We start from the raw sequence: 16,896 nt of genomic DNA on the forward strand, positions 1-16,896 counted from the left end.
TGTGGTATCCAAATTTACCGTTTGCCCCTCCGGAGTAGTTAGGCTTGCGCCAGCCGGGCGGCCAGCTCCCCGGCGTGCCGTACGCAGTCGGGCACCCCCACGCCGGAGCGCCAGTTGGCTGCGGCGTACAGGCCCTGAGAAGCCAGAGCATCCACGGCTTCTTGGGCCGGCCCGATGCGGGCGTCGAACTGGGGAATGGCCCGCTCCCAGTGGTAGCGGTATTGCCACAAAGGCGGCCCCTGGATGCCGTACAGACGGCTCAGCTCGGCGTGCACGGCAGCTTGCTGCTGGTCTGCGGGCTCGTGGGCCTGCTGCTGGTACTGGGTGCCGCCCACGAACGTGGTGAACAGCACCTGCCCGTCCGGTACCCGGTCGGGGAAGATGGAGCTGGTCCAGATGCTGCCGGCGGCGTAGGGCTGCTCTACCCGCGGGTGCAGGGCCCCGAAGCCGTCCAGCGGATGCTGCACCTGCGCGCGTCCGTACGCCGAGTACACGGCGGCCATGGCCGGGTAGCGCACCGCGGCCAGGGCGGCGGCAGCGGCCGGAAACTGGGCCTGAAGCAACGAAGCCGCCGCATAAGCCGGGAGGGCCAGTACTACCCGGTCGTAGGCGGGGCGGGGGGCGGGGCCAGCCGCGGTGTCTACTTGCCAGCGCCCGTCGGGGAGGCAGTGCAGGCCCGTCACGGCGTGGCCGGAGTGGTAGTGGCTTAGGCGGGCGGCCAGCGTGTTGGTCAAGGTGTGCAGGCCGCCGCGCAGGGAAATGATGCGGCGCCGACCCGCGCCACTTTTGTTTTTTATCAGGCCGCGCAGCACCGAGCCGTGCGCTTGCTCCAGGGCCACCAGCTGCGGAAAGGTGCGGTGCACCAGCAGCTGCTCCGGGTCGCCGGCGTAGATGCCGGAGATGAACGGGTTGAGGGCATAGTCCACGATTTCCGGGCCGAAACGGCGGCGGAAGAACTGGGCCAAGGTTTCGGTGGGGTCGGGCTGCCGGGGCGGGCGGGTCAGCTCGCGTAGAAGGTCAACTTTACCTTTCAGGCTGAAAAACCCATTCGTGAGCAGGCCCGGCGGCGAGGACGGCAGGCGCTGGTAGCGGCCGGCGCGCAGCACGTAGCGGTGCTGGCTGACGGTGGCCGCATCCTGCACGTGGCCCAGCAGGTCGAGGCTGGTGAGCAGGTCGTGCAGCTCGGGGCTGAGCTGCACGGAGTTAGGGCCGGTTTCGAGCAGGTAAGGCCCGGCTTGCTCGGAGCGGATGGTGCCGCCGGGGCGGCCGGTGGCCTCCAGCAGGTCGTAGGCAAGGCCGGCGCGCTGGAGGTGCCAGGCCAGGGTCAGGCCCGAAATACCGCCGCCCAAAATGGCTGTCGTCATGCGTAGGGAGTGAAGTCAGAAGAAAACCCGCTGGCCCCGGTATCGGTTCGGCCGCCGCAAAAGTAGCGGCGGCTGGCTCCGGCGCGAGGACTGGGTTTGCTCACTGCCCACTACTGCTGGTTCGGCCCGGAGCGGCGGTGTAGCTTTGGGGCATGAAGCAACCTGCTGCCGCGCCTGCCGCCACCAACAAAGCCGTTTTCCTGGACCGGGATGGGGTTCTGAACCGAGAAATCGGGGACTATGTATGGGAGCCGGATAAGTTTATCGTGCTGCCAGGCGTGCCCGAGGCCCTGGCCCGACTGAAGCAGGCCGGCTATTACTTGATTGTCGTCACCAACCAGGCTGGCATTGCCAAGGGCCTCTACACGGCTGCCAACGTGCAGGCCTGCCACGCCAAATTGCAGCACGCCTGCGGGGACCTGCTCGATGCTCTCTACTACGCCCCCAGCCACCCCAGCGTGTCGGAGTCGTTGCTCCGTAAGCCCGATTCGCTGATGCTGGAAAAAGCCCTGGCCCGCTTCCGCCTCGACCCGGCCCAGTGCTGGATTGTCGGCGACCGGCTGCGCGACCTGGAGGCCGGCGCGCGGGTGGGGGTGCGCGGCATCCTGGTGGGCCACACCGAAGCCGGGACTCAGGCGCCCTGGGCCGCCGACCTTCGCGCCGCCGCCGAGCTGGTAGTGGCGTCTGGCCAGGCTGCGTAGTAAAGCCGTTTCCCGGTGGCCGGGGGTGGGGGCGCCGGAGAGCGGCTAGTAGCTCTGTAAAATGCCGCTGGCTCCGTTTGCCAACCCAGCGGGTGCAAACGGAGCCAGCAGGAAGAGGCGCTTTTAGAAAGCTACTGCCGGTCGGGGGCGGTAGTGGCGCTGGTGGCCATGGCCGGGGCCGCCGTGCGCGTTGCTGGCTTCGTGGCCGAGTAGGCGGGGCACTTGGTCTGGCACGAAGAAGCTCCGACAGCTACTAAAAGGAAGAGTGCAAAAAACTTTCTCATGAAAGGGGCTGGAAAGGAAGGTTAAGAAACGGTCAGCTTGCGTTAAGTTAACTTATTTTTCGCAACAAACGATTCAAACCCCTTGAAATTGTTGTAGTTATAAATAAATATTTACATGTTGAATTAATACAAAAGGCCCTGGCACGGAAGTGCCAGGGCCTTTTGGGTAAGCGGATGCCGAGGCTTACTGCCGCTCCGGCGTTGTGCCTTGGCTGGCCAGAGCGGGCGTCGAAACGCGCGAGGCCTGTTTGGTGGCGCTGTAGGCCGGACACTGAATTTTCTTGCTGCAAGAGCTGAGGCCAAGCGCGGCCACACACGTGAGGAGTAGAAGTTGTTTCATGCGCGAGAAATAATACGGTACAAATGAGGGGTTGCGTGAAGGAATGGCGTAAAGGTAAAAGTCACGCCCAGCGGGTGCAAACCAAAGCGGGCAGACCTCGGCCAACGGCCCGATCTGCCCGCTCAACACAGGTTTTGTCCGGTTACAAGCCTTCGGGGCTACGACTGGTAGCCCAGAATGCGCATCATGGAGTCGGCGGTTTGCTTTTCGGCAAACACGGAGTCGGTGAGGCTGCCATCGGCGGCGCGGTCCAGGATGACGTGCTTGGGGGCCGGAATCAGGCAGTGCTTGATGCCGCCGTAGCCCGACAGACTTTCCTGGTAGGCCCCGGTGTGGAAGAAGCCCACGTACAGCGGCTTGCCGTCCTGGGTTTTGGCGGCGGCTGACCGCGGGTTGCGCTCCGGCAAAAACACCTGGTAGATGTGCTTTTCGGCGTTGTAGTAGTCCTGGGAGTCGCAGGTGAGGCCGCCGAGCTGGATTTTCTTGTACTGCCGGTTCCAGCCGTTCAGAGCCAGCATGATGAAGCGCTGGTTCAGGGCCCAGGTGTCGGGCAGGTTAGTAATAAACGAGCCGTCAATCATGTACCACAGCTCCTTGTCGTTTTGCAGCTTCTCGTCCAGGATGGAGTAGATAGTAGCCCCCGATTCGCCCACCGTGAAGATGCCGAACTCGGTGAAGATGTCGGGCTCGGGCACGCCTTCTTCCTGGCAGATGCGCTTAATCGTGCGCAGCACCTCCTCAATCATGTACGGGTAGTCGTACTCGGGCTGGATGCTGGTCTGGATGGGCAGGCCCCCGCCGATATCGATGGTGGTGAGCGTGGGACACACCTTGCGCAGCTCGCAGTACTTGTGCACGAAGCGGCTCAACTCCGACCAGTAGTAGCTGGTGTCTTTGATGCCCGTGTTGATAAAGTAGTGGAGCATGGTTAGCTCGAAGCGCGGGTCGTCCTTGATTTTCTCCTGGTAGAGCGGCACGGCGTCGGCGTAGCGGATGCCCAGGCGGGAGGTGTAGAACTGAAAGCGCGGCTCCTCGTCGGAGGCCAGGCGCATCCCGATGTTGCACTTCTCGCGCACGTGGTCGTGGTAGTACTGCACCTCGTTGGGCGAGTCCAGAATGGGCATGCAGTTCACAAAGCCGTCGTTGATAAGGTCCGTGATTTCGCGCTTGTACTCCTCGGGCTTGAAGCCGTTGCAGATGATGAACGTGTCCTTGGCCACCTTGCCTTTCTCGTGCATGGCCCGGATGATGCTCATATCAAACCACGACGAGGTTTCGATGTGGACGCCGTTTTTGAGGGCTTCTTCCACCACAAAGCTGAAGTGCGAGGCCTTGGTGCAGTAAGCGTAGGAGTAGCGGCCCTGGTAGTCGGTTTTCTCGATGCCCACCCGAAACCATTCCTTGGCCCGCTGAATCTGGCTGGAGATTTTGGGCAGGTACGTGAGCCGCAGCGGAGTGCCGTGCTTTTCTACCAGGGCCATCAGGTCGATGTCGTGGAAGCGCAGCGTATTTTCTTCTACCCGAAATTCCTGGGTCGGGAAATCAAACGTCTGGGAAATGAGGTCGTGGTAGGTATCCATTGAGGGGCTTAGGGGCTTAGAGACTTGGGGGCTTAGAAGAACGTCATGCTGAGCTTGCCGAAGCATCTCTACCTCTGGCTAACCCCACCGTGAGGGTGAAGCGGTAGAGATGCTTCGGCAAGCTCAGCATGACGTTCTTTTTCTTGGCAAAGCTTTTACCGAACTTGCGGCTGCAAAGATACCCCGCGCGCGGGGTTTTGGTTATGCTTTGTTCGTTGGTTGCGCCGGAAGGTCCGCGCGCGTCAAGCCTAGTTGGGGCTGTCCCCGGCAATCGGCAAGCATTAATTGGGTAGTTGGATGCTGGCAGTTGGTAATAGGTAGCTCGATAGAATTGGATTGCCCAATGGTGTAATTTTATCTGCCTACCTACTACCAACTACTAACATCCAACTACCCAACAACCACCTAACCTCTTTCCTGCCAATGTAATATGCGACGCATTAAGCTTCTGGAAGTCCGCTCCGAACTCGGGGCCGGGACCCGCGGAGCCAGCCTGGGCGTAGATGCCCTCAAGGTGGCCTGCCTCAACAAAGGGTCCGACTACTTCCGCCGGTTCAATTCCGTGAGCATTCCGGACCTGAACCACGTGCTCTTCGACCGGAATCATTTTCCAAAGGCCAAGCACATTGACTCCATTTATACGGTGCAAAAAGGCATTGCCGGCGCCGTGGAGCAGACGCTCCGCTTCGGGGAGTTTCCCCTGGTGCTGGCCGGCGACCATAGCTCGGCCGCCGCTACCATTGCCGGCATCAAGGCCGCCTACCCGCACAAAACCCTGGGCGTGGTGTGGGTAGATGCCCATGCCGACATTCACTCGCCCTACACCACGCCCTCCGGCAACATGCACGGCATGCCGCTGGCCATCAGCCTGGGCGATGATAACCGGGAGTGCCAGCGCAACCACGTAGAGCCCGAAACCGAGTTCTTCTGGAACAAGCTCAAGAACCTGGGCGAGCCCGGCCCCAAAGTCACCGGCGAGCATCTGGTGTACGTGGTGGTGCGCGACACCGAAGCCGAGGAAAACGCCATTATTGAGCGCCTGGGCATCAAAAACTACAAACTCGACGAAGTACGCGCCAAAGGGACTCGGCAGGTGGCCCGCGAGGTGTACGAGCGGCTGCGCTTCTGCGACATGGTGTACGTGTCGTTCGACGTAGATTCGCTGGACTCGCGCTTCTCGAAAGGCACCGGCACGCCCGTGGAAGAGGGCCTGAACGTGGAAGAAGCCATTAGCCTGTGCCGCGCCCTGCTCGACAACGACCGGGTAATCTGCTTCGAGATGGTGGAAATCAACCCCACCCTCGACAACATGAACACCATGGCTACCAACGCCTTCGACATCCTGGAAGCCGCCACCGACGCCATCCAGCGCCGCCTGCGCATGGAAGAAGTGGTGAGCCGGTAGTCGGTCTGTTGGAGGGATGTAGAAGCATCAGCAGGTTTGTTGAGTGTGGCTACAGACCTGCTACCCCGATGGCATGGCGCACAGCGCCGCGCCATCCGAGGGCTTCTGCTCGGCGCTACAATGTTTATTATTGCCCAATGACTCGACAAGCAACTTGGCTTACCGCCGCTGCTGCAACGCTGCTAGCAGCCTGCACAGCTGCGCCCACTAGCCCGGACAGCAGCCCGGACAGCAGCCCGGCCACGAACACGGCCTCCGTTGGTCCTGCCTCGGTCCTGGATTCGGTGACGGGCACCGTCACGTACCGGGAGCGGGTGGCCCTGCCGCCCACAGCCGTGGTGCGGGTGCAACTCCAGGATGCCTCGTTGCAGGACGTAGCGGCCGTTATTCTCGACTCCGTAACCATCCGGCCTCAGGGGCGGCAGGTGCCGCTGGCCTTCACGCTGCGCTACGACCCGGCCCGGATTCAGGAAGGCGGCATCTACGTGGTGCAGGCCCGTATTCTGGACGCCAGCGGCCGGCTGCTGTTTCTGAACGACGAGGCCTACCCCGTGCTGACCAACGGCAAACCCAAGCGCGTGGATATGGTGCTGCGTCGAGTGCAGTAAGCGGGTATGCTGCTCGCTTGAGGAGGAGAGGTGTGCCCGCGCAATCCGCTTACCTTTGCGGCCGAACCGCGGCCGGCCCCTGCTGCCGGCCTGCCCACCGCATCCGCTTTCTTCAGCCCGTGCAACACCTCGAACAAACCCTCAAAGCCGCCCTCGGCGCGGCCATCCAACACGTATTCAACGTCGAAGTAGCCGCCTCCCAGCTGGCCTTGCAGCCCACGCGCAAGGAGTTTGCCGGCTCGTTTACGCTCGTCACCTTCCCGTTCACCAAAGTCCTGGGCCGCGGCCCCGAGCAGATAGGGCAGGCCGTGGGAGAGTGGCTGGTAGCCAACGAGCCGCTGGTGAAGGGCTTCAACGTGGTGAAAGGCTTCCTGAACCTGGAAATTGCCGATTCGGCCTGGCTGGAGGTGTTTGAGCAGCTGCGCCAGCAGCCCGACGGCGCCCCCGTGCCCACGGGTGGCCCCCAGCGCGTGGTGGTGGAGTATTCGTCGCCCAACACCAACAAGCCCCTGCACCTGGGCCACCTGCGCAACAACTTCCTGGGTTACTCGGTGGCCGAAATCCTGAAAGCCACCGGCGCCACCGTCAGCAAAGTAAACCTGGTCAACGACCGGGGCATCCACATCTGCAAGTCCATGCTGGCCTACCAGCACTACGGGCACGGCGAAACCCCCGAGCAGGCGGGCATCAAGGGCGACCATTTGATTGGCAAATACTACGTGCTGTTTGAGCGCCACTACCGGGAGCAGGTGCGCCAGCTCGAAGCCGAAGGCGTGCTGCCCGACGTAGCCAAGCGCCAGGCCCCGCTCATGACCGAGGCCCAGGACATGCTGCGGGCCTGGGAAGCCGGCGACGAGCAGGTGGTGAGCCTGTGGCGCCAGATGAACGGCTGGGTGTACGAGGGCTTCACGGAAACCTATCAGACCATCGGCGTCGATTTCGACAAGTTCTACTACGAGTCGGGAACCTACCTGCTGGGCAAGGAACGCGTGGAAGAAGGCCTGGCAACGGGCGTGTTCTTCCGCAAAGACGACGGCTCGGTGTGGGTGGACCTCACGGCTGAGGGCCTCGACGAGAAGCTTTTGCTCCGCGCCGACGGCACTAGCGTGTACATCACCCAGGACCTGGGCACGGCCGAGCTGAAGTACCAGGACTACGCCTACGACCTGTCGGTGTACGTTATTGCCGACGAGCAGAACTACCACATGCAGGTGCTGAAGGCCGTGTTGCAGAAGCTGGGCAAGCCCTACGCCGACGCCATCTACCACCTCAGCTACGGCATGGTAGACCTGCCCTCGGGCAAGATGAAAAGCCGCGAAGGCACCGTAGTCGACGCCGACGAGCTGGTGCGCGAGGTGGTAGCCGCCGCCAAAGCCGCCACCCTCGAAAAAGGCAAAACCGAAGGCCTCTCGGAGCCGGAAGCCGAGCAGCTCTACCACCAGCTGGGCCTGGGCGCGCTCAAGTACTATCTGCTGAAAGTGGACCCCAAAAAGCGGATGCTCTTCAACCCCGAGGAGTCGGTGAGCCTGGAAGGCCATACGGGGCCATTCATCCAGTACAGCCACGCCCGCATTGCCAGCATTCTGCGCAAAGCCCAGGAGCAAGGCGTAGCCGCCGACGCCCCGCTGGCCGGCCCGACGGAGCTGCACGACACCGAGCGTGACCTGGTGCAGGAGGTGGCCCGCTACCCCGCCGTGGTGGCGGAAGCCGCCCGCACCCAGTCGCCGGCCGTGGTAGCCCAGTACGCCTATGACGTAGCCAAGGCCTACAACCGCTTCTACACCGAAGTGCCCATTTTCGCCGAGCCTGATGCTGCCAAGAAAGCCCTGCGCGTGGCCCTATCGGCCCAGACGGCGCGGGCCATCCGGCAGAGCATGGGCCTGCTCGGCATCCAGGTGCCGGAGCGGATGTAGCGCGCAGCTTCCGCTTCGCGCCTCATTGAACAACAATCGAGAGGGCGGCGCGGACGATGCGCGAAGCGGAAGCTTGGCCCCGCCTTCCTGCCGTTCGCGCCACAGCGCAACGCCAGCGCCAAGCGTTGCGGCTTTTCTTACCCATACATATCATTCGCCAACTCCATGTTGGTTACTGCCCATGAACAGCGTAGCGGTGTATTGCGGGGCCAGCAGTGGCTTCCATGAAATCTATACCCAACTGGCCCAGGACATGGGCCGCGCTTTGGCCGAGCGGGGCCTGACGCTGGTGTATGGCGGGGGCCGCGTGGGCCTGATGGGCGCCCTGGCCGACAGCGTGTTGCAGCACGGCGGCCGGGCCATCGGCGTCATCCCCGATTTTCTGGTGGAAAAGGAAGTGGAGCACCGCGGCCTCACCGAGCTGCACATCGTGCAGAGCATGCACGAGCGGAAGCTGCTGATGGCCGACCTGGCCGAGGGCTTCGTGGCCATGCCCGGCGGCTTCGGCACTCTGGAGGAGCTGTTTGAGGTGCTGACCTGGGGGCAACTGGGCCTGCACCGCAAGCCCGTAGCCGTACTCAACGTGCAGGGCTACTACGACCACCTGCTTCGCGCCCTCGACCACATGGTAACTGAAGGCCTGCTGCGCCCGGAAAACCGCCATCAGCTGCTCAGCCACGCCCAGCCCCGCGCCCTGCTCGACGAAATGCAGGCCTACCAGCCCCCGCAAGTGGAAAAATGGCTGACGCCGCCTACGACCTAAATGAGCGAATGAGGAAATGAGTAGATGCGTGAATGCGTAGCCCCAGCGGGGCGGCATGTCGGTAGAGACCACCGGATAGATGCATAGTCAAAGCCCCAGCGGGGCGACACCCTCGTTCAACAATGGGTGTCGCCCCGCTGGGGCTTGGCAGTTATTTTACCTCGACTTCTACTACTGACATGTCGCCCCGCTGGGGCTACGCATTCACGCATCTACTCATTTCCTCATTCGCTCATTTAGGTATCCGGTACACCACGGCGTTGCAGTTCATGCCGGCGCCCACGGAGGCAAATACCAGATGGTCGCCGGGGCCGATGTCGTTGCTGCTGTCGTTGCCGGGGAGCTGATGCTTGAGAAGCAGATCTAGCAGGGTGGGGAGCGTGGCTACCGAGGAATTCCCGAGCCAGGAAATGGTCATCGGCATGACGCCTTCGGGCACGGTAGCCTCGTTATAGAGGGCGTACAGGCGCTTAAGAATGGCCTCGTCCATTTTGCCGTTGGCCTGATGAATGAGCAGTTTGCGCAGCGCCGTAATGGGCAGGCCGGTTTTGTCGAAGCAGTCTTTGATGGCTTGGGGTACCGTTTTGAGAGCGTACTCGTAGAGCTTGCGGCCCTCCATCTTCAGAAACAGCTCCTCGCCTTCGTAAGCCGGGTTATACGACTTGTCCATGCGCAGCAGGTGGGCGGCCTGCACCGTGTCGGAGCGGGAGCCGTGGGCCAGAATGCCGATGGGCGTGGCGCTTTCCTGGGCTTCGAGCAGGACGGCCCCGGCGCCATCGGCGTAAATCATACTGTCCCGGTCGTGCGGGTCGCAGACGCGGGAAAGCGTTTCAGTTCCAATGACCAGCACCCGCCGGGCATCGCCGGAGCGCAGGTAGTAATCGGCCTGAATGACGCCTTGCAGCCAGCCGGGGCAGCCAAAAGGCAGGTCGTAGGCAATGGTATTCGGGTTTTCGATGCCCAGCTTGTGCTTCACGCGGGCCGCCAGGGTGGGCACAAAATCGGAGCGGCGGTTGGCGGCCGATATGTCGCCGAAGTTGTGGGCCACCAGGATGTAGTCGAGCTGCTCCGGGTCGGCGTTGCAGGATGCAAACAGGTTCTGGGCGGCCAGAAAGGCCAGGTCGGAGGCTACCTGGTCGTCCTCGGCGTAGCGCCGCTCCTGAATGTCAGTAATCTGAGCAAACCGCTCGACAATCTCCTCCCCCGACTTGGTGAGGGGCTGGCCGTTGGCCTCGAAGAAGGCCGAAGAAGTGAAGGCCGCGTTGGGAACAACCCGGGAGGGAAGGTAACTGCCCGTTCCGGCAATGACCGAATAGAGAGTCCTACGCATGAGCAGGCAAGGTTAAGGTGAAGGACGCGGCGGGCCGCAGGCAACGGTTTTTCTAGTAGCGCCGGGCTAAGTTGTGCAGAATTTCGGCAATTTCGTCCGCGCCGGCTCTGGCAACGTCCTTACTCTGGGGCCGAACATTGCACCAGCAACCCGGTTTGCTGAGCAAATCTGCTTTGTCATTTCCTGTACTTACGCCTACCCATGAAATCTTTTCTCCTACTCGGCGCGCTGCTGGCCGGCGGCCTGTCTTTCTCCCATTTTTCTACCGCCACCCACCCAATGACTACCGAAACCACTGCCGCTCCCACCACGGTCTACGATTTTACCGTGAAAAGTATCGACGGCAAAGATGTGAAGCTCAGCCAATTTAAAGGCAAGAAGCTGCTCATCGTAAACGTAGCCTCGGAGTGCGGCTACACCCCGCAGTACAAGGAGCTGGAGGAGCTGCACAAAAAGCACGGCGACCGGGTAACGGTGCTGGGCTTCCCGGCCAACAATTTCGGCGGGCAAGAGCCGGGCACCAACGAGCAGATTGCCACCTTCTGCGAGAAAAACTTCGGCGTCACTTTCCCCATGTTTGCCAAAGTCTCGGTGAAGGGTGCCGACACGGCTCCGCTCTACCAGTTCCTGGCCGACAAGTCGAGAAACGGCGCCGTCAGCGACGCGCCCACCTGGAATTTCTGCAAGTACCTGGTTGATGAGCAGGGCCGCGTGGTAGCTTTTTATCCATCGAAGGTGAAGCCCATGAGCGACGAGCTGGTGGCGGCTATTCTGAAATAAGTTATTGCGTCCTTTAACCGTCCTGCTCGATCTGGCGTCCGCGCAGCCAAAGCATCTTGCGCACTGACGTTGTAGCGCTATTGTCCTGCTCTATCTGGCGTCCGCTTGCCGAAGCATCTCTCCCGCTTCGCCGCGGATGCCTGCTTCGTCCGCACGATTGAGTTAGCCAGCGGTAGAGATGCTTCGGCAAGCGGACGCCAGATAGAGCAGGACGTTTTCTTTAGCACAACGGTTAGATGTTTCTATGATATGAACCCTGCTTCCTCTATTGCTCCTGCCGTTTCGCCTGCCAAAGCCTGGATTTCGGCCTTTCGGCCGCGCACTTTGCCGCTGGCCCTGGCCAGCATCCTGACGGGCGGCTTTTTGGCGGCCAGCCACGGGCAGTTTCGGGGCAGCGTGGTTGGGCTGGCGGCCCTGACGACCGTGCTGCTCCAAATCCTAAGCAACCTCGCCAACGACTATGGCGACTCGCAAAACGGCGCCGACAGCGTACACCGGGAGGGGCCACAGCGAGCCGTGCAGAGCGGAGCCATTTCGCCCCAGCAGATGAAGCGGGGCATGGGCCTGTTCGGGCTGCTGTCGTTGGGGAGCGGGCTGCTGCTGCTGTGGGTGGCCCTGGGCACGGCCGGCGCCTGGCTGTTTGCGGGCTTCTTTGGGCTGGGCCTGGCGGCCATCTGGGCGGCCGTCAACTACACGGCCGGCTCCCGGCCCTACGGCTACGCCGGCCTGGGCGACTTGTCGGTGTTCGTCTTTTTCGGACTGGTGGGCGTGTGCGGCACCTATTTTCTGCAAGCCCGCAGCCTGCCGCTGCCCGTGCTGCTGCCCGCTGCGGCCCTGGGCAGCTTCGCCACGGCCGTGCTCAACGTCAACAACATCCGCGACATCCGCTCCGACGAGCTGGCCGGCAAAATCACCATTCCCGTGCGCCTGGGCCCCGTGCACGCCCGGCGCTACCACTGGCTGCTGCTGCTGCTGGGCTTCGGGGCAGCCGTGCTTTACGTAGCCCTGACCTACCACTCGCCCTGGCAGTGGCTGTTTCTGCTGAGTGGCCCGCTGCTACTGCGCCACGCCCGCGCCGTGTGGCAGCGCCAGGATTCTATGCAGCTCGACCCGCTGCTGAAGCAAATGGCCCTGACCACGTTGGTGTTTACGGTGCTGTTTGGGGTAGGGCAGGTGGTGTAAGAGCCGCGCTGCACAGCATACACTTCATGCGGGCGGCTTATACGGGCGACGCACCACCTTACACGCCTTCAAACACCTCGGCCCACTCCAGGACTACACCGGGCAGCGTGTGCACCGGGATGGGGCCGGGGGTGTAGTATTCGCCTTTTGGTTGGTAGCGGCCTTCCTCCAGCACGTACACGGCCACGCTTTTTTCGCCGGGCAGCACCAGCCAGTATTCCCGCACGCCGGCTTCTTCGTAGAGGTCGTACTTTTCCTTGGTGTCGCGGGCGAAGTTGCCGGGCGACACAATTTCGATAACCCAGTCGGGGGCGCCCAGGCAGCCCCGGTCGTCCAGCTTCTGCGGGTCACAAATGACGCACAAGTCAGGTTGCACCACGGTTTCGATGCTGGCGTCGCCGTTGGCAGTGCTGCGGGTCAGGCGCACATCGAAGGGTGCGGCAAAACCCTGGCAGGATTTGCCGCGCAAGAATTGCTTAATGGCGGCGCTTAAATTGAAAGACACCGTTTGGTGCTGCCGCCGCGGCGCGGGGCTCATACGGCGCACTCGGCCCCGGATTAACTCCACAAACTCATCGAACTGCCACGTCAGGTAATCGGCGTACGAGTAGGTTTTGCTTAAGTCGAGCTGCGAAAACTGCGTGATAGGCATGGTGGCAAGGCTGAGGGATGAGAAGAGGCAAGATACAGCCGGCCCACCATTACCGCGAGTGGCTAACAGCTTCCGGAAAACAAGTTACCACCAAAAACGCCCCCGCTATAGTGGCAGCGGAGGCGTTTTTCAGTTACTCAGCACTCGGGGCAATCGGTGCGGCAGCCGTAGGCTCTGCCGCTGGGGCGCCGCCTTCCGGGCGCGGGTCGCGGCCGTTGCGGTTGCGGCCGCCCCGCTTCCTGCGGCGCTGGCCTTCGCGCTGTTCGCCTTCGGCCCGTGGTTCGGGGGCGGCAGCTTCGCCTTCCGGGCGCGGGGGGCGCGGGGCGCGAGGCTCCCGGCGGGGCCGGCCCTCGCCCTCCGGCCGCGGTTCGCGGGCCAGGCGCTCATAGGGCTGGGCGGGCTTTTCGCCGGCGTCCAGGGCAGCCAGGGCGGCCTGGGCCTTGGCAATGCGGGCTTGCTGGTCGGCGTCGGGCTTGCCGTGGCCACGGTCGGGGCGGGGGGCGCGGTTGTCGCGCGGGCCACTGCCAGAGCGGCCACCGCCTTCGGGGCGCGGGCCCCGGTCGCGGCCGGAGCCGCCGTGGCGGCCACCACGCTCGGGCCGCCCGCCGATTTTGCCGCGCAAACCGCTGAAGCGTTTGGGGTCAAACTCGGGCGCTTCGCCTAGGCCTAGTTCTTCGGTGATTTTCTGCTTCTCGATTTCGCGCTCAATCAGGCGCTCAATCTTCACCACGCGGTCCTGGTCCTGGTCCGAAATGAAGGTAATGGCCGTGCCTTTGGTGGCGGCGCGGGCCGTGCGGCCAATGCGGTGCACGTAGTCCTCGGCGGCGCGCGGAATGTCATAGTTCACCACGTGGCTCAGCGAGTCGATATCGATGCCGCGGCTGAGCACGTCGGTGGCTACCAGGATGGGGAACTGCTTGTTTTTGAACTCGCGCATGATTTGCTCACGCTCCTCCTGCGTGCGGTCCGAGCTGATGCCCTTGGCCTCGTAGCCCAGCTTGTTGATGGCCCGCACAATACCGCCCACGGCCGCTTTCTGGCTCGTAAACAGCACCATGCTCTGCACGTCCTGGGTTTTGATGATGTGTTCGAGCAGGTAAATCTTCTGGCGGTCGAAAGCCATATAGAACTGCTGGTCGATGCCCTCGGCGGGCTTGCTCACGGCCAGGCGGATTTCCTCGGGGTCCTGCAAAATCTGCTTCGAGAAGTCGCGGATTTTGTTGGGCATGGTGGCCGAGAACAGCAGGGTCTGCCGCTGCTTGGGCAGCTGCCGCACGATGTTGAGGATGTCATCGGAGAAGCCCATGTCCATCATCTTGTCGGCCTCGTCCAGTACCAGGTACTTCAGGTCGTCGAACTTCACGTAGCCCATCTGCATGTGGGCAATGAGGCGGCCGGGCGTGGCAATGATGATGTCGGCGCCGGAGGTGAGGGCGCGCTTCTGCTGCTCCCAGCCCTCGCTTTTGCCCCCGCCATAAATGGCAATGGAGCTGACTTCAACGTAGTAGCCGAAGCCCATGACCTGCTCGTCAATCTGGGTGGCCAGCTCCCGCGTGGGCACCAAAATGAGCGTGGAGGTGGTGCCGTGCTTGGCGTGGGAAATCTTGTCGATGAGGGGCAGCAGGTAGGCGGCCGTTTTGCCGGTGCCGGTCTGGGCGCAGGCAATCAGGTCTTTGCCGTCGATAATGCGGGGAATGGCCTGCTCCTGAATGGGTGTGGCCTGCAGGTAGTTCATGGCGTCGATGCCAGCCAGCAGGTCGTCGTGGAGGTTGAATTCGTGAAACGTCAAGGTTCAGCTGAAATTATGATGAAAAATGGGCTGACCTTCGCTTCCTCGGTCAGCAAACCGCCTGTGTGTGGGCGGCAAAGATAAGGGATAGGACGCGGAGCCGAACAGCGCGGCGGTTGCGTGTGGCGAGCCTTGGCGGTTGCCTAAGCGGCGCGTTTGGTCACGGCGTCTTTGAAAGCCTCGCCACCAACGCAAGCCGCCGCTCCCGCCCCGCACAGGCGGGCCGGAAGCGGCGGATAATAGATAATAACCCGAGGAAGGAACTCGTCAACGGTTCAGGTTCAGGCCGTAAGCAAAGGTGAAGAGAAACACCCCACTGCCCTGGCTAAAGCTCGTGCCAAAGCTGGTACCCAGGTCCACGTAGTTGCCCTTGCCGACAGGCAAGGCGTAGCCCACCCCGGGCTCGAAGTGGAAACTGGTAGTAGTCAGCCGGTTCACCCCGATGTCGACGCCCAGGTTGAGGCTGGTGTGCAGCCCTTCGACGATGTAAAAGCGCGGGCCTACCGTCACCGGAATCGACAGGCCAGTGGTGGGGCCATAATAGTAGCGGTAGTACTCGGAGTAGCGGCCCTTCACAAAAAATACGTCGAGGCCGGTTCTGGCGGTGAGGGCAAACTGCCGGCCGAGCGGCAGCTGGTAGCGGATGTCGGGGCCGGTGAGCAGGCCGATGCCGTTGTAGCGGCCCACGCCCACACCCAGCTCGGAGCCCAGGAACAGCACGTGCTGCCCGCCTTGGGCGTGGACCGCGCGGGGCCGGCCCAGCAGCGCCGCGGCCAAAAGCGCGCCCACGGCGAGAAATCGGTTGAGTGCGTGCATGGTGCGGCTTATTTGCGGCCCGTAAACGACAGCTCCACATGCTGCCCTTGCTGATCGGTTTCCGACACGCTGAACGTGCACGTGTTGCCGTCCACGCTGCCCACCGACTGGCCGTCAAGCTTGAGCGTGTAAGGTCCGGAACCTTCCACCCCGATTTCGTCGATGTCGATGACAGCGTCTTGCTGGCCAGTGATTTTCAGCGTTAGCTTCAGGCTCACCTTAGCATCTTGCCCGCTCACTTGCGTCAGGACCACGGTGCCGGAAACAGTGCGCCCGTTGATAGTGGTGGGCAACGTGGGCAGGTTAGTGGTGCCGTCGGAGTCGGAGTAGCGGAACGCCGACAGCGTGTAGGTGCCGGCGACGGCCGCGGCGGGCTTGGCCGGCTCGGGGTCTTTTTCTTTGTCTTTCGGGCAGCCCGTGAGGACCAGCAGCAGCGGGAAAAGGAAAAACAGCAGCTTGTTCATGGCAATGGGGTTTGGAAGGTGAAGCGCAGCCCGATTCCCAGCGAATCGGTGAGGCAAACCTAGCCGCGCAGCTGGCGCCGCACCATACCGCATTTGCATGATTTTTAGCTTCTTGAAGCCCTGTTCTGCCGTTGGACGAGGCATGGGCTTCGGCCTATAGCCTGCTTGTTGGAGCGCGGTGTCCGGCCGGGGCAACGCACAAAGCCCGGACCATGCGGTCCGGGCCTGCTTTCTGTGCCCGCAACAGCTTCTGCAGCTGCTTTAGGCTGCAGCTCGGCCGCCTAGCCGCGGCCCAGGTATTTATTCACGGCGGCAATCTTGGAGTGTACTTGCAGCTTTTCGTAGATGTTGAAAATATGCTTGCGCACGGTGGTAGGGGCCACTACCAACTCGTCGGCCACTTCCTTATGGCTGTAGCCGCGGGCCAACCGGTCGAGGATTTCCCGCTCGCGGGCCGTGAGGGCGGCCAACTCGTCGGCCGCGGCGGCGGGGTGGGCCTGAAACGAGCCCACGATTTTGCGGGCAATGGAGCTGCTCATCGGCGAGCCGCCGTCGTGCAGCTCAGCCAGGGCTTCGAGCAGGCGGTGGGGCGGGGTGCGCTTGAGAATGAAGCCGTTGGCGCCGGCCTTGAGGGCGTCGAATACCGGCTCGTCTTCGTCGTACACCGTGCACATCATAAACTGCGTGGCCGGGCACTGCGGCTTGAGCTGGCGCACGGCTTCGATACCGTTGATGCCCGGTAAGTCGATGTCCATCAGCACGATGTCGGGCGGGGCGGCGGGCAGCTCGGCCAGCGCGGCTTCGGCCGTGGCGTAGGTGGCCTGGCACACGAAGCCGGGTGCGCCGCCAATCAAAATAGCCAAGGACTGCCGGATGTCGTCTTTGTCCTCAACAATGGCAACCGAAATGACGTGGTTCATGCGGC

17 protein-coding genes are annotated in these 16,896 nt (G+C 62.6%); 7 read left to right on the forward strand and 10 right to left on the reverse strand.

All coding sequences use genetic code 11. The features are described from left to right. Positions 1-38: 38 nt before the first annotated feature. Positions 39-1,364 (reverse strand): protoporphyrinogen oxidase, encoded by a 1,326-nt coding sequence (gene hemG / locus OIS53_RS01235; RefSeq protein WP_264680569.1) that lies wholly within the window; start codon positions 1,362-1,364, stop codon positions 39-41. Between the two features lie 152 nt (positions 1,365-1,516). On the opposite strand from hemG, the gene OIS53_RS01240 reads away from it, so the two are divergent. After that, the gene (locus OIS53_RS01240) at positions 1,517-2,065 is read left to right on the forward strand and encodes a D-glycero-alpha-D-manno-heptose-1,7-bisphosphate 7-phosphatase (protein WP_264680570.1); all 549 of its coding nucleotides are present in this window, start codon (positions 1,517-1,519) and stop codon (positions 2,063-2,065) included. A 131-nt stretch (positions 2,066-2,196) separates the two neighbouring features. Here the strand turns inward: OIS53_RS01240 and OIS53_RS01245 are convergent, their stop codons facing one another. From OIS53_RS01245 to OIS53_RS01255, 3 genes are all read right to left on the reverse strand, one after another. Further along, positions 2,197-2,349: a hypothetical protein gene (locus OIS53_RS01245; protein ID WP_264680571.1), complete on the reverse strand. Its 153-nt coding sequence runs from the start codon at positions 2,347-2,349 to the stop codon at positions 2,197-2,199. Positions 2,350-2,533: 184 nt separating this feature from the next. Continuing rightward, positions 2,534-2,689: a hypothetical protein gene (locus OIS53_RS01250; RefSeq protein WP_264680572.1), complete on the reverse strand. Its 156-nt coding sequence runs from the start codon at positions 2,687-2,689 to the stop codon at positions 2,534-2,536. Positions 2,690-2,847: 158 nt separating this feature from the next. Beyond that, on the reverse strand, positions 2,848-4,269 hold the full coding sequence (locus tag OIS53_RS01255) for a type III PLP-dependent enzyme domain-containing protein (RefSeq protein WP_264680573.1): 1,422 nt from the start codon (positions 4,267-4,269) through the stop codon (positions 2,848-2,850). Positions 4,270-4,699: 430 nt separating this feature from the next. On the opposite strand from OIS53_RS01255, the gene OIS53_RS01260 reads away from it, so the two are divergent. From OIS53_RS01260 to OIS53_RS01275, 4 genes are all read left to right on the forward strand, one after another. Beyond that, complete coding sequence (locus OIS53_RS01260) at positions 4,700-5,674, forward strand: arginase (protein ID WP_264680574.1); 975 nt, start codon at positions 4,700-4,702, stop codon at positions 5,672-5,674. Positions 5,675-5,811: 137 nt separating this feature from the next. Then, the gene (locus OIS53_RS01265; RefSeq protein ID WP_264680576.1) at positions 5,812-6,282 is read left to right on the forward strand and encodes a YbaY family lipoprotein; all 471 of its coding nucleotides are present in this window, start codon (positions 5,812-5,814) and stop codon (positions 6,280-6,282) included. 119 nt (positions 6,283-6,401) lie between these two features. Continuing rightward, entirely contained in the window at positions 6,402-8,195 is a 1,794-nt protein-coding gene (gene argS, locus OIS53_RS01270; RefSeq protein ID WP_264680577.1) for an arginine--tRNA ligase, read from the forward strand. Between the two features lie 181 nt (positions 8,196-8,376). Further along, entirely contained in the window at positions 8,377-8,958 is a 582-nt protein-coding gene (locus OIS53_RS01275; protein ID WP_264680578.1) for an LOG family protein, read from the forward strand. A gap of 232 nt (positions 8,959-9,190) precedes the next feature. On the opposite strand, the gene OIS53_RS01280 is transcribed toward OIS53_RS01275, so the two are convergent. Continuing rightward, the gene (locus tag OIS53_RS01280) at positions 9,191-10,288 is read right to left on the reverse strand and encodes a 3-oxoacyl-ACP synthase III family protein (RefSeq protein ID WP_264680579.1); all 1,098 of its coding nucleotides are present in this window, start codon (positions 10,286-10,288) and stop codon (positions 9,191-9,193) included. 201 nt (positions 10,289-10,489) lie between these two features. Between OIS53_RS01280 and OIS53_RS01285 the strand changes: the two genes are divergently transcribed. After that, positions 10,490-11,068 carry a glutathione peroxidase gene (locus OIS53_RS01285; protein ID WP_319805470.1) on the forward strand — a complete coding sequence of 193 codons (579 nt, stop codon included), beginning with the start codon at positions 10,490-10,492 and terminating at the stop codon, positions 11,066-11,068. A 249-nt stretch (positions 11,069-11,317) separates the two neighbouring features. After that, entirely contained in the window at positions 11,318-12,250 is a 933-nt protein-coding gene (locus OIS53_RS01290) for a 1,4-dihydroxy-2-naphthoate polyprenyltransferase (RefSeq protein WP_264680580.1), read from the forward strand. 58 nt (positions 12,251-12,308) lie between these two features. Here OIS53_RS01290 and OIS53_RS01295 read toward each other — a convergent pair whose 3' ends face one another. The 5 genes from OIS53_RS01295 to OIS53_RS01315 form a co-directional block, all read right to left on the reverse strand. Beyond that, positions 12,309-12,902 carry a Uma2 family endonuclease gene (locus OIS53_RS01295; protein WP_264680581.1) on the reverse strand — a complete coding sequence of 198 codons (594 nt, stop codon included), beginning with the start codon at positions 12,900-12,902 and terminating at the stop codon, positions 12,309-12,311. Between the two features lie 133 nt (positions 12,903-13,035). Then, positions 13,036-14,637: a DEAD/DEAH box helicase gene (locus OIS53_RS01300; protein ID WP_264682290.1), complete on the reverse strand. Its 1,602-nt coding sequence runs from the start codon at positions 14,635-14,637 to the stop codon at positions 13,036-13,038. Between the two features lie 321 nt (positions 14,638-14,958). Next, positions 14,959-15,507 carry a hypothetical protein gene (locus OIS53_RS01305; RefSeq protein WP_264680582.1) on the reverse strand — a complete coding sequence of 183 codons (549 nt, stop codon included), beginning with the start codon at positions 15,505-15,507 and terminating at the stop codon, positions 14,959-14,961. Positions 15,508-15,515: 8 nt separating this feature from the next. Then, positions 15,516-15,971 carry a hypothetical protein gene (locus OIS53_RS01310; protein WP_264680583.1) on the reverse strand — a complete coding sequence of 152 codons (456 nt, stop codon included), beginning with the start codon at positions 15,969-15,971 and terminating at the stop codon, positions 15,516-15,518. Between the two features lie 281 nt (positions 15,972-16,252). Continuing rightward, positions 16,253-16,891, reverse strand: a complete 639-nt coding sequence (locus OIS53_RS01315) for a response regulator (RefSeq protein ID WP_264680584.1) — start codon at positions 16,889-16,891, stop codon at positions 16,253-16,255. Positions 16,892-16,896: the final 5 nt, after the last annotated feature.

The sequence above is a fragment of the Hymenobacter sp. YIM 151500-1 genome, assembly GCF_025979885.1.
Lineage (GTDB): Bacteria > Bacteroidota > Bacteroidia > Cytophagales > Hymenobacteraceae > Hymenobacter.

Excerpts from the sequence above, each read along its gene's own strand:
- hemG (WP_264680569.1), bottom strand. The coding sequence starts at position 1,364 with ATGACGACAGCCATTTTGGGCGGCGGTATTTCGGGCCTGACCCTGGCC.
- OIS53_RS01240 (WP_264680570.1), top strand. The coding sequence starts at position 1,517 with ATGAAGCAACCTGCTGCCGCGCCTGCCGCCACCAACAAAGCCGTTTTC.
- OIS53_RS01245 (WP_264680571.1), bottom strand. The coding sequence starts at position 2,349 with ATGAGAAAGTTTTTTGCACTCTTCCTTTTAGTAGCTGTCGGAGCTTCT.
- OIS53_RS01250 (WP_264680572.1), bottom strand. The coding sequence starts at position 2,689 with ATGAAACAACTTCTACTCCTCACGTGTGTGGCCGCGCTTGGCCTCAGC.
- OIS53_RS01255 (WP_264680573.1), bottom strand. The coding sequence starts at position 4,269 with ATGGATACCTACCACGACCTCATTTCCCAGACGTTTGATTTCCCGACC.
- OIS53_RS01260 (WP_264680574.1), top strand. The coding sequence starts at position 4,700 with ATGCGACGCATTAAGCTTCTGGAAGTCCGCTCCGAACTCGGGGCCGGG.
- OIS53_RS01265 (WP_264680576.1), top strand. The coding sequence starts at position 5,812 with ATGACTCGACAAGCAACTTGGCTTACCGCCGCTGCTGCAACGCTGCTA.
- OIS53_RS01275 (WP_264680578.1), top strand. The coding sequence starts at position 8,377 with ATGAACAGCGTAGCGGTGTATTGCGGGGCCAGCAGTGGCTTCCATGAA.
- OIS53_RS01280 (WP_264680579.1), bottom strand. The coding sequence starts at position 10,288 with ATGCGTAGGACTCTCTATTCGGTCATTGCCGGAACGGGCAGTTACCTT.
- OIS53_RS01285 (WP_319805470.1), top strand. The coding sequence starts at position 10,490 with ATGAAATCTTTTCTCCTACTCGGCGCGCTGCTGGCCGGCGGCCTGTCT.
- OIS53_RS01290 (WP_264680580.1), top strand. The coding sequence starts at position 11,318 with ATGAACCCTGCTTCCTCTATTGCTCCTGCCGTTTCGCCTGCCAAAGCC.
- OIS53_RS01295 (WP_264680581.1), bottom strand. The coding sequence starts at position 12,902 with ATGCCTATCACGCAGTTTTCGCAGCTCGACTTAAGCAAAACCTACTCG.
- OIS53_RS01300 (WP_264682290.1), bottom strand. The coding sequence starts at position 14,637 with ATGAACTACCTGCAGGCCACACCCATTCAGGAGCAGGCCATTCCCCGC.
- OIS53_RS01305 (WP_264680582.1), bottom strand. The coding sequence starts at position 15,507 with ATGCACGCACTCAACCGATTTCTCGCCGTGGGCGCGCTTTTGGCCGCG.
- OIS53_RS01310 (WP_264680583.1), bottom strand. The coding sequence starts at position 15,971 with ATGAACAAGCTGCTGTTTTTCCTTTTCCCGCTGCTGCTGGTCCTCACG.
- OIS53_RS01315 (WP_264680584.1), bottom strand. The coding sequence starts at position 16,891 with ATGAACCACGTCATTTCGGTTGCCATTGTTGAGGACAAAGACGACATC.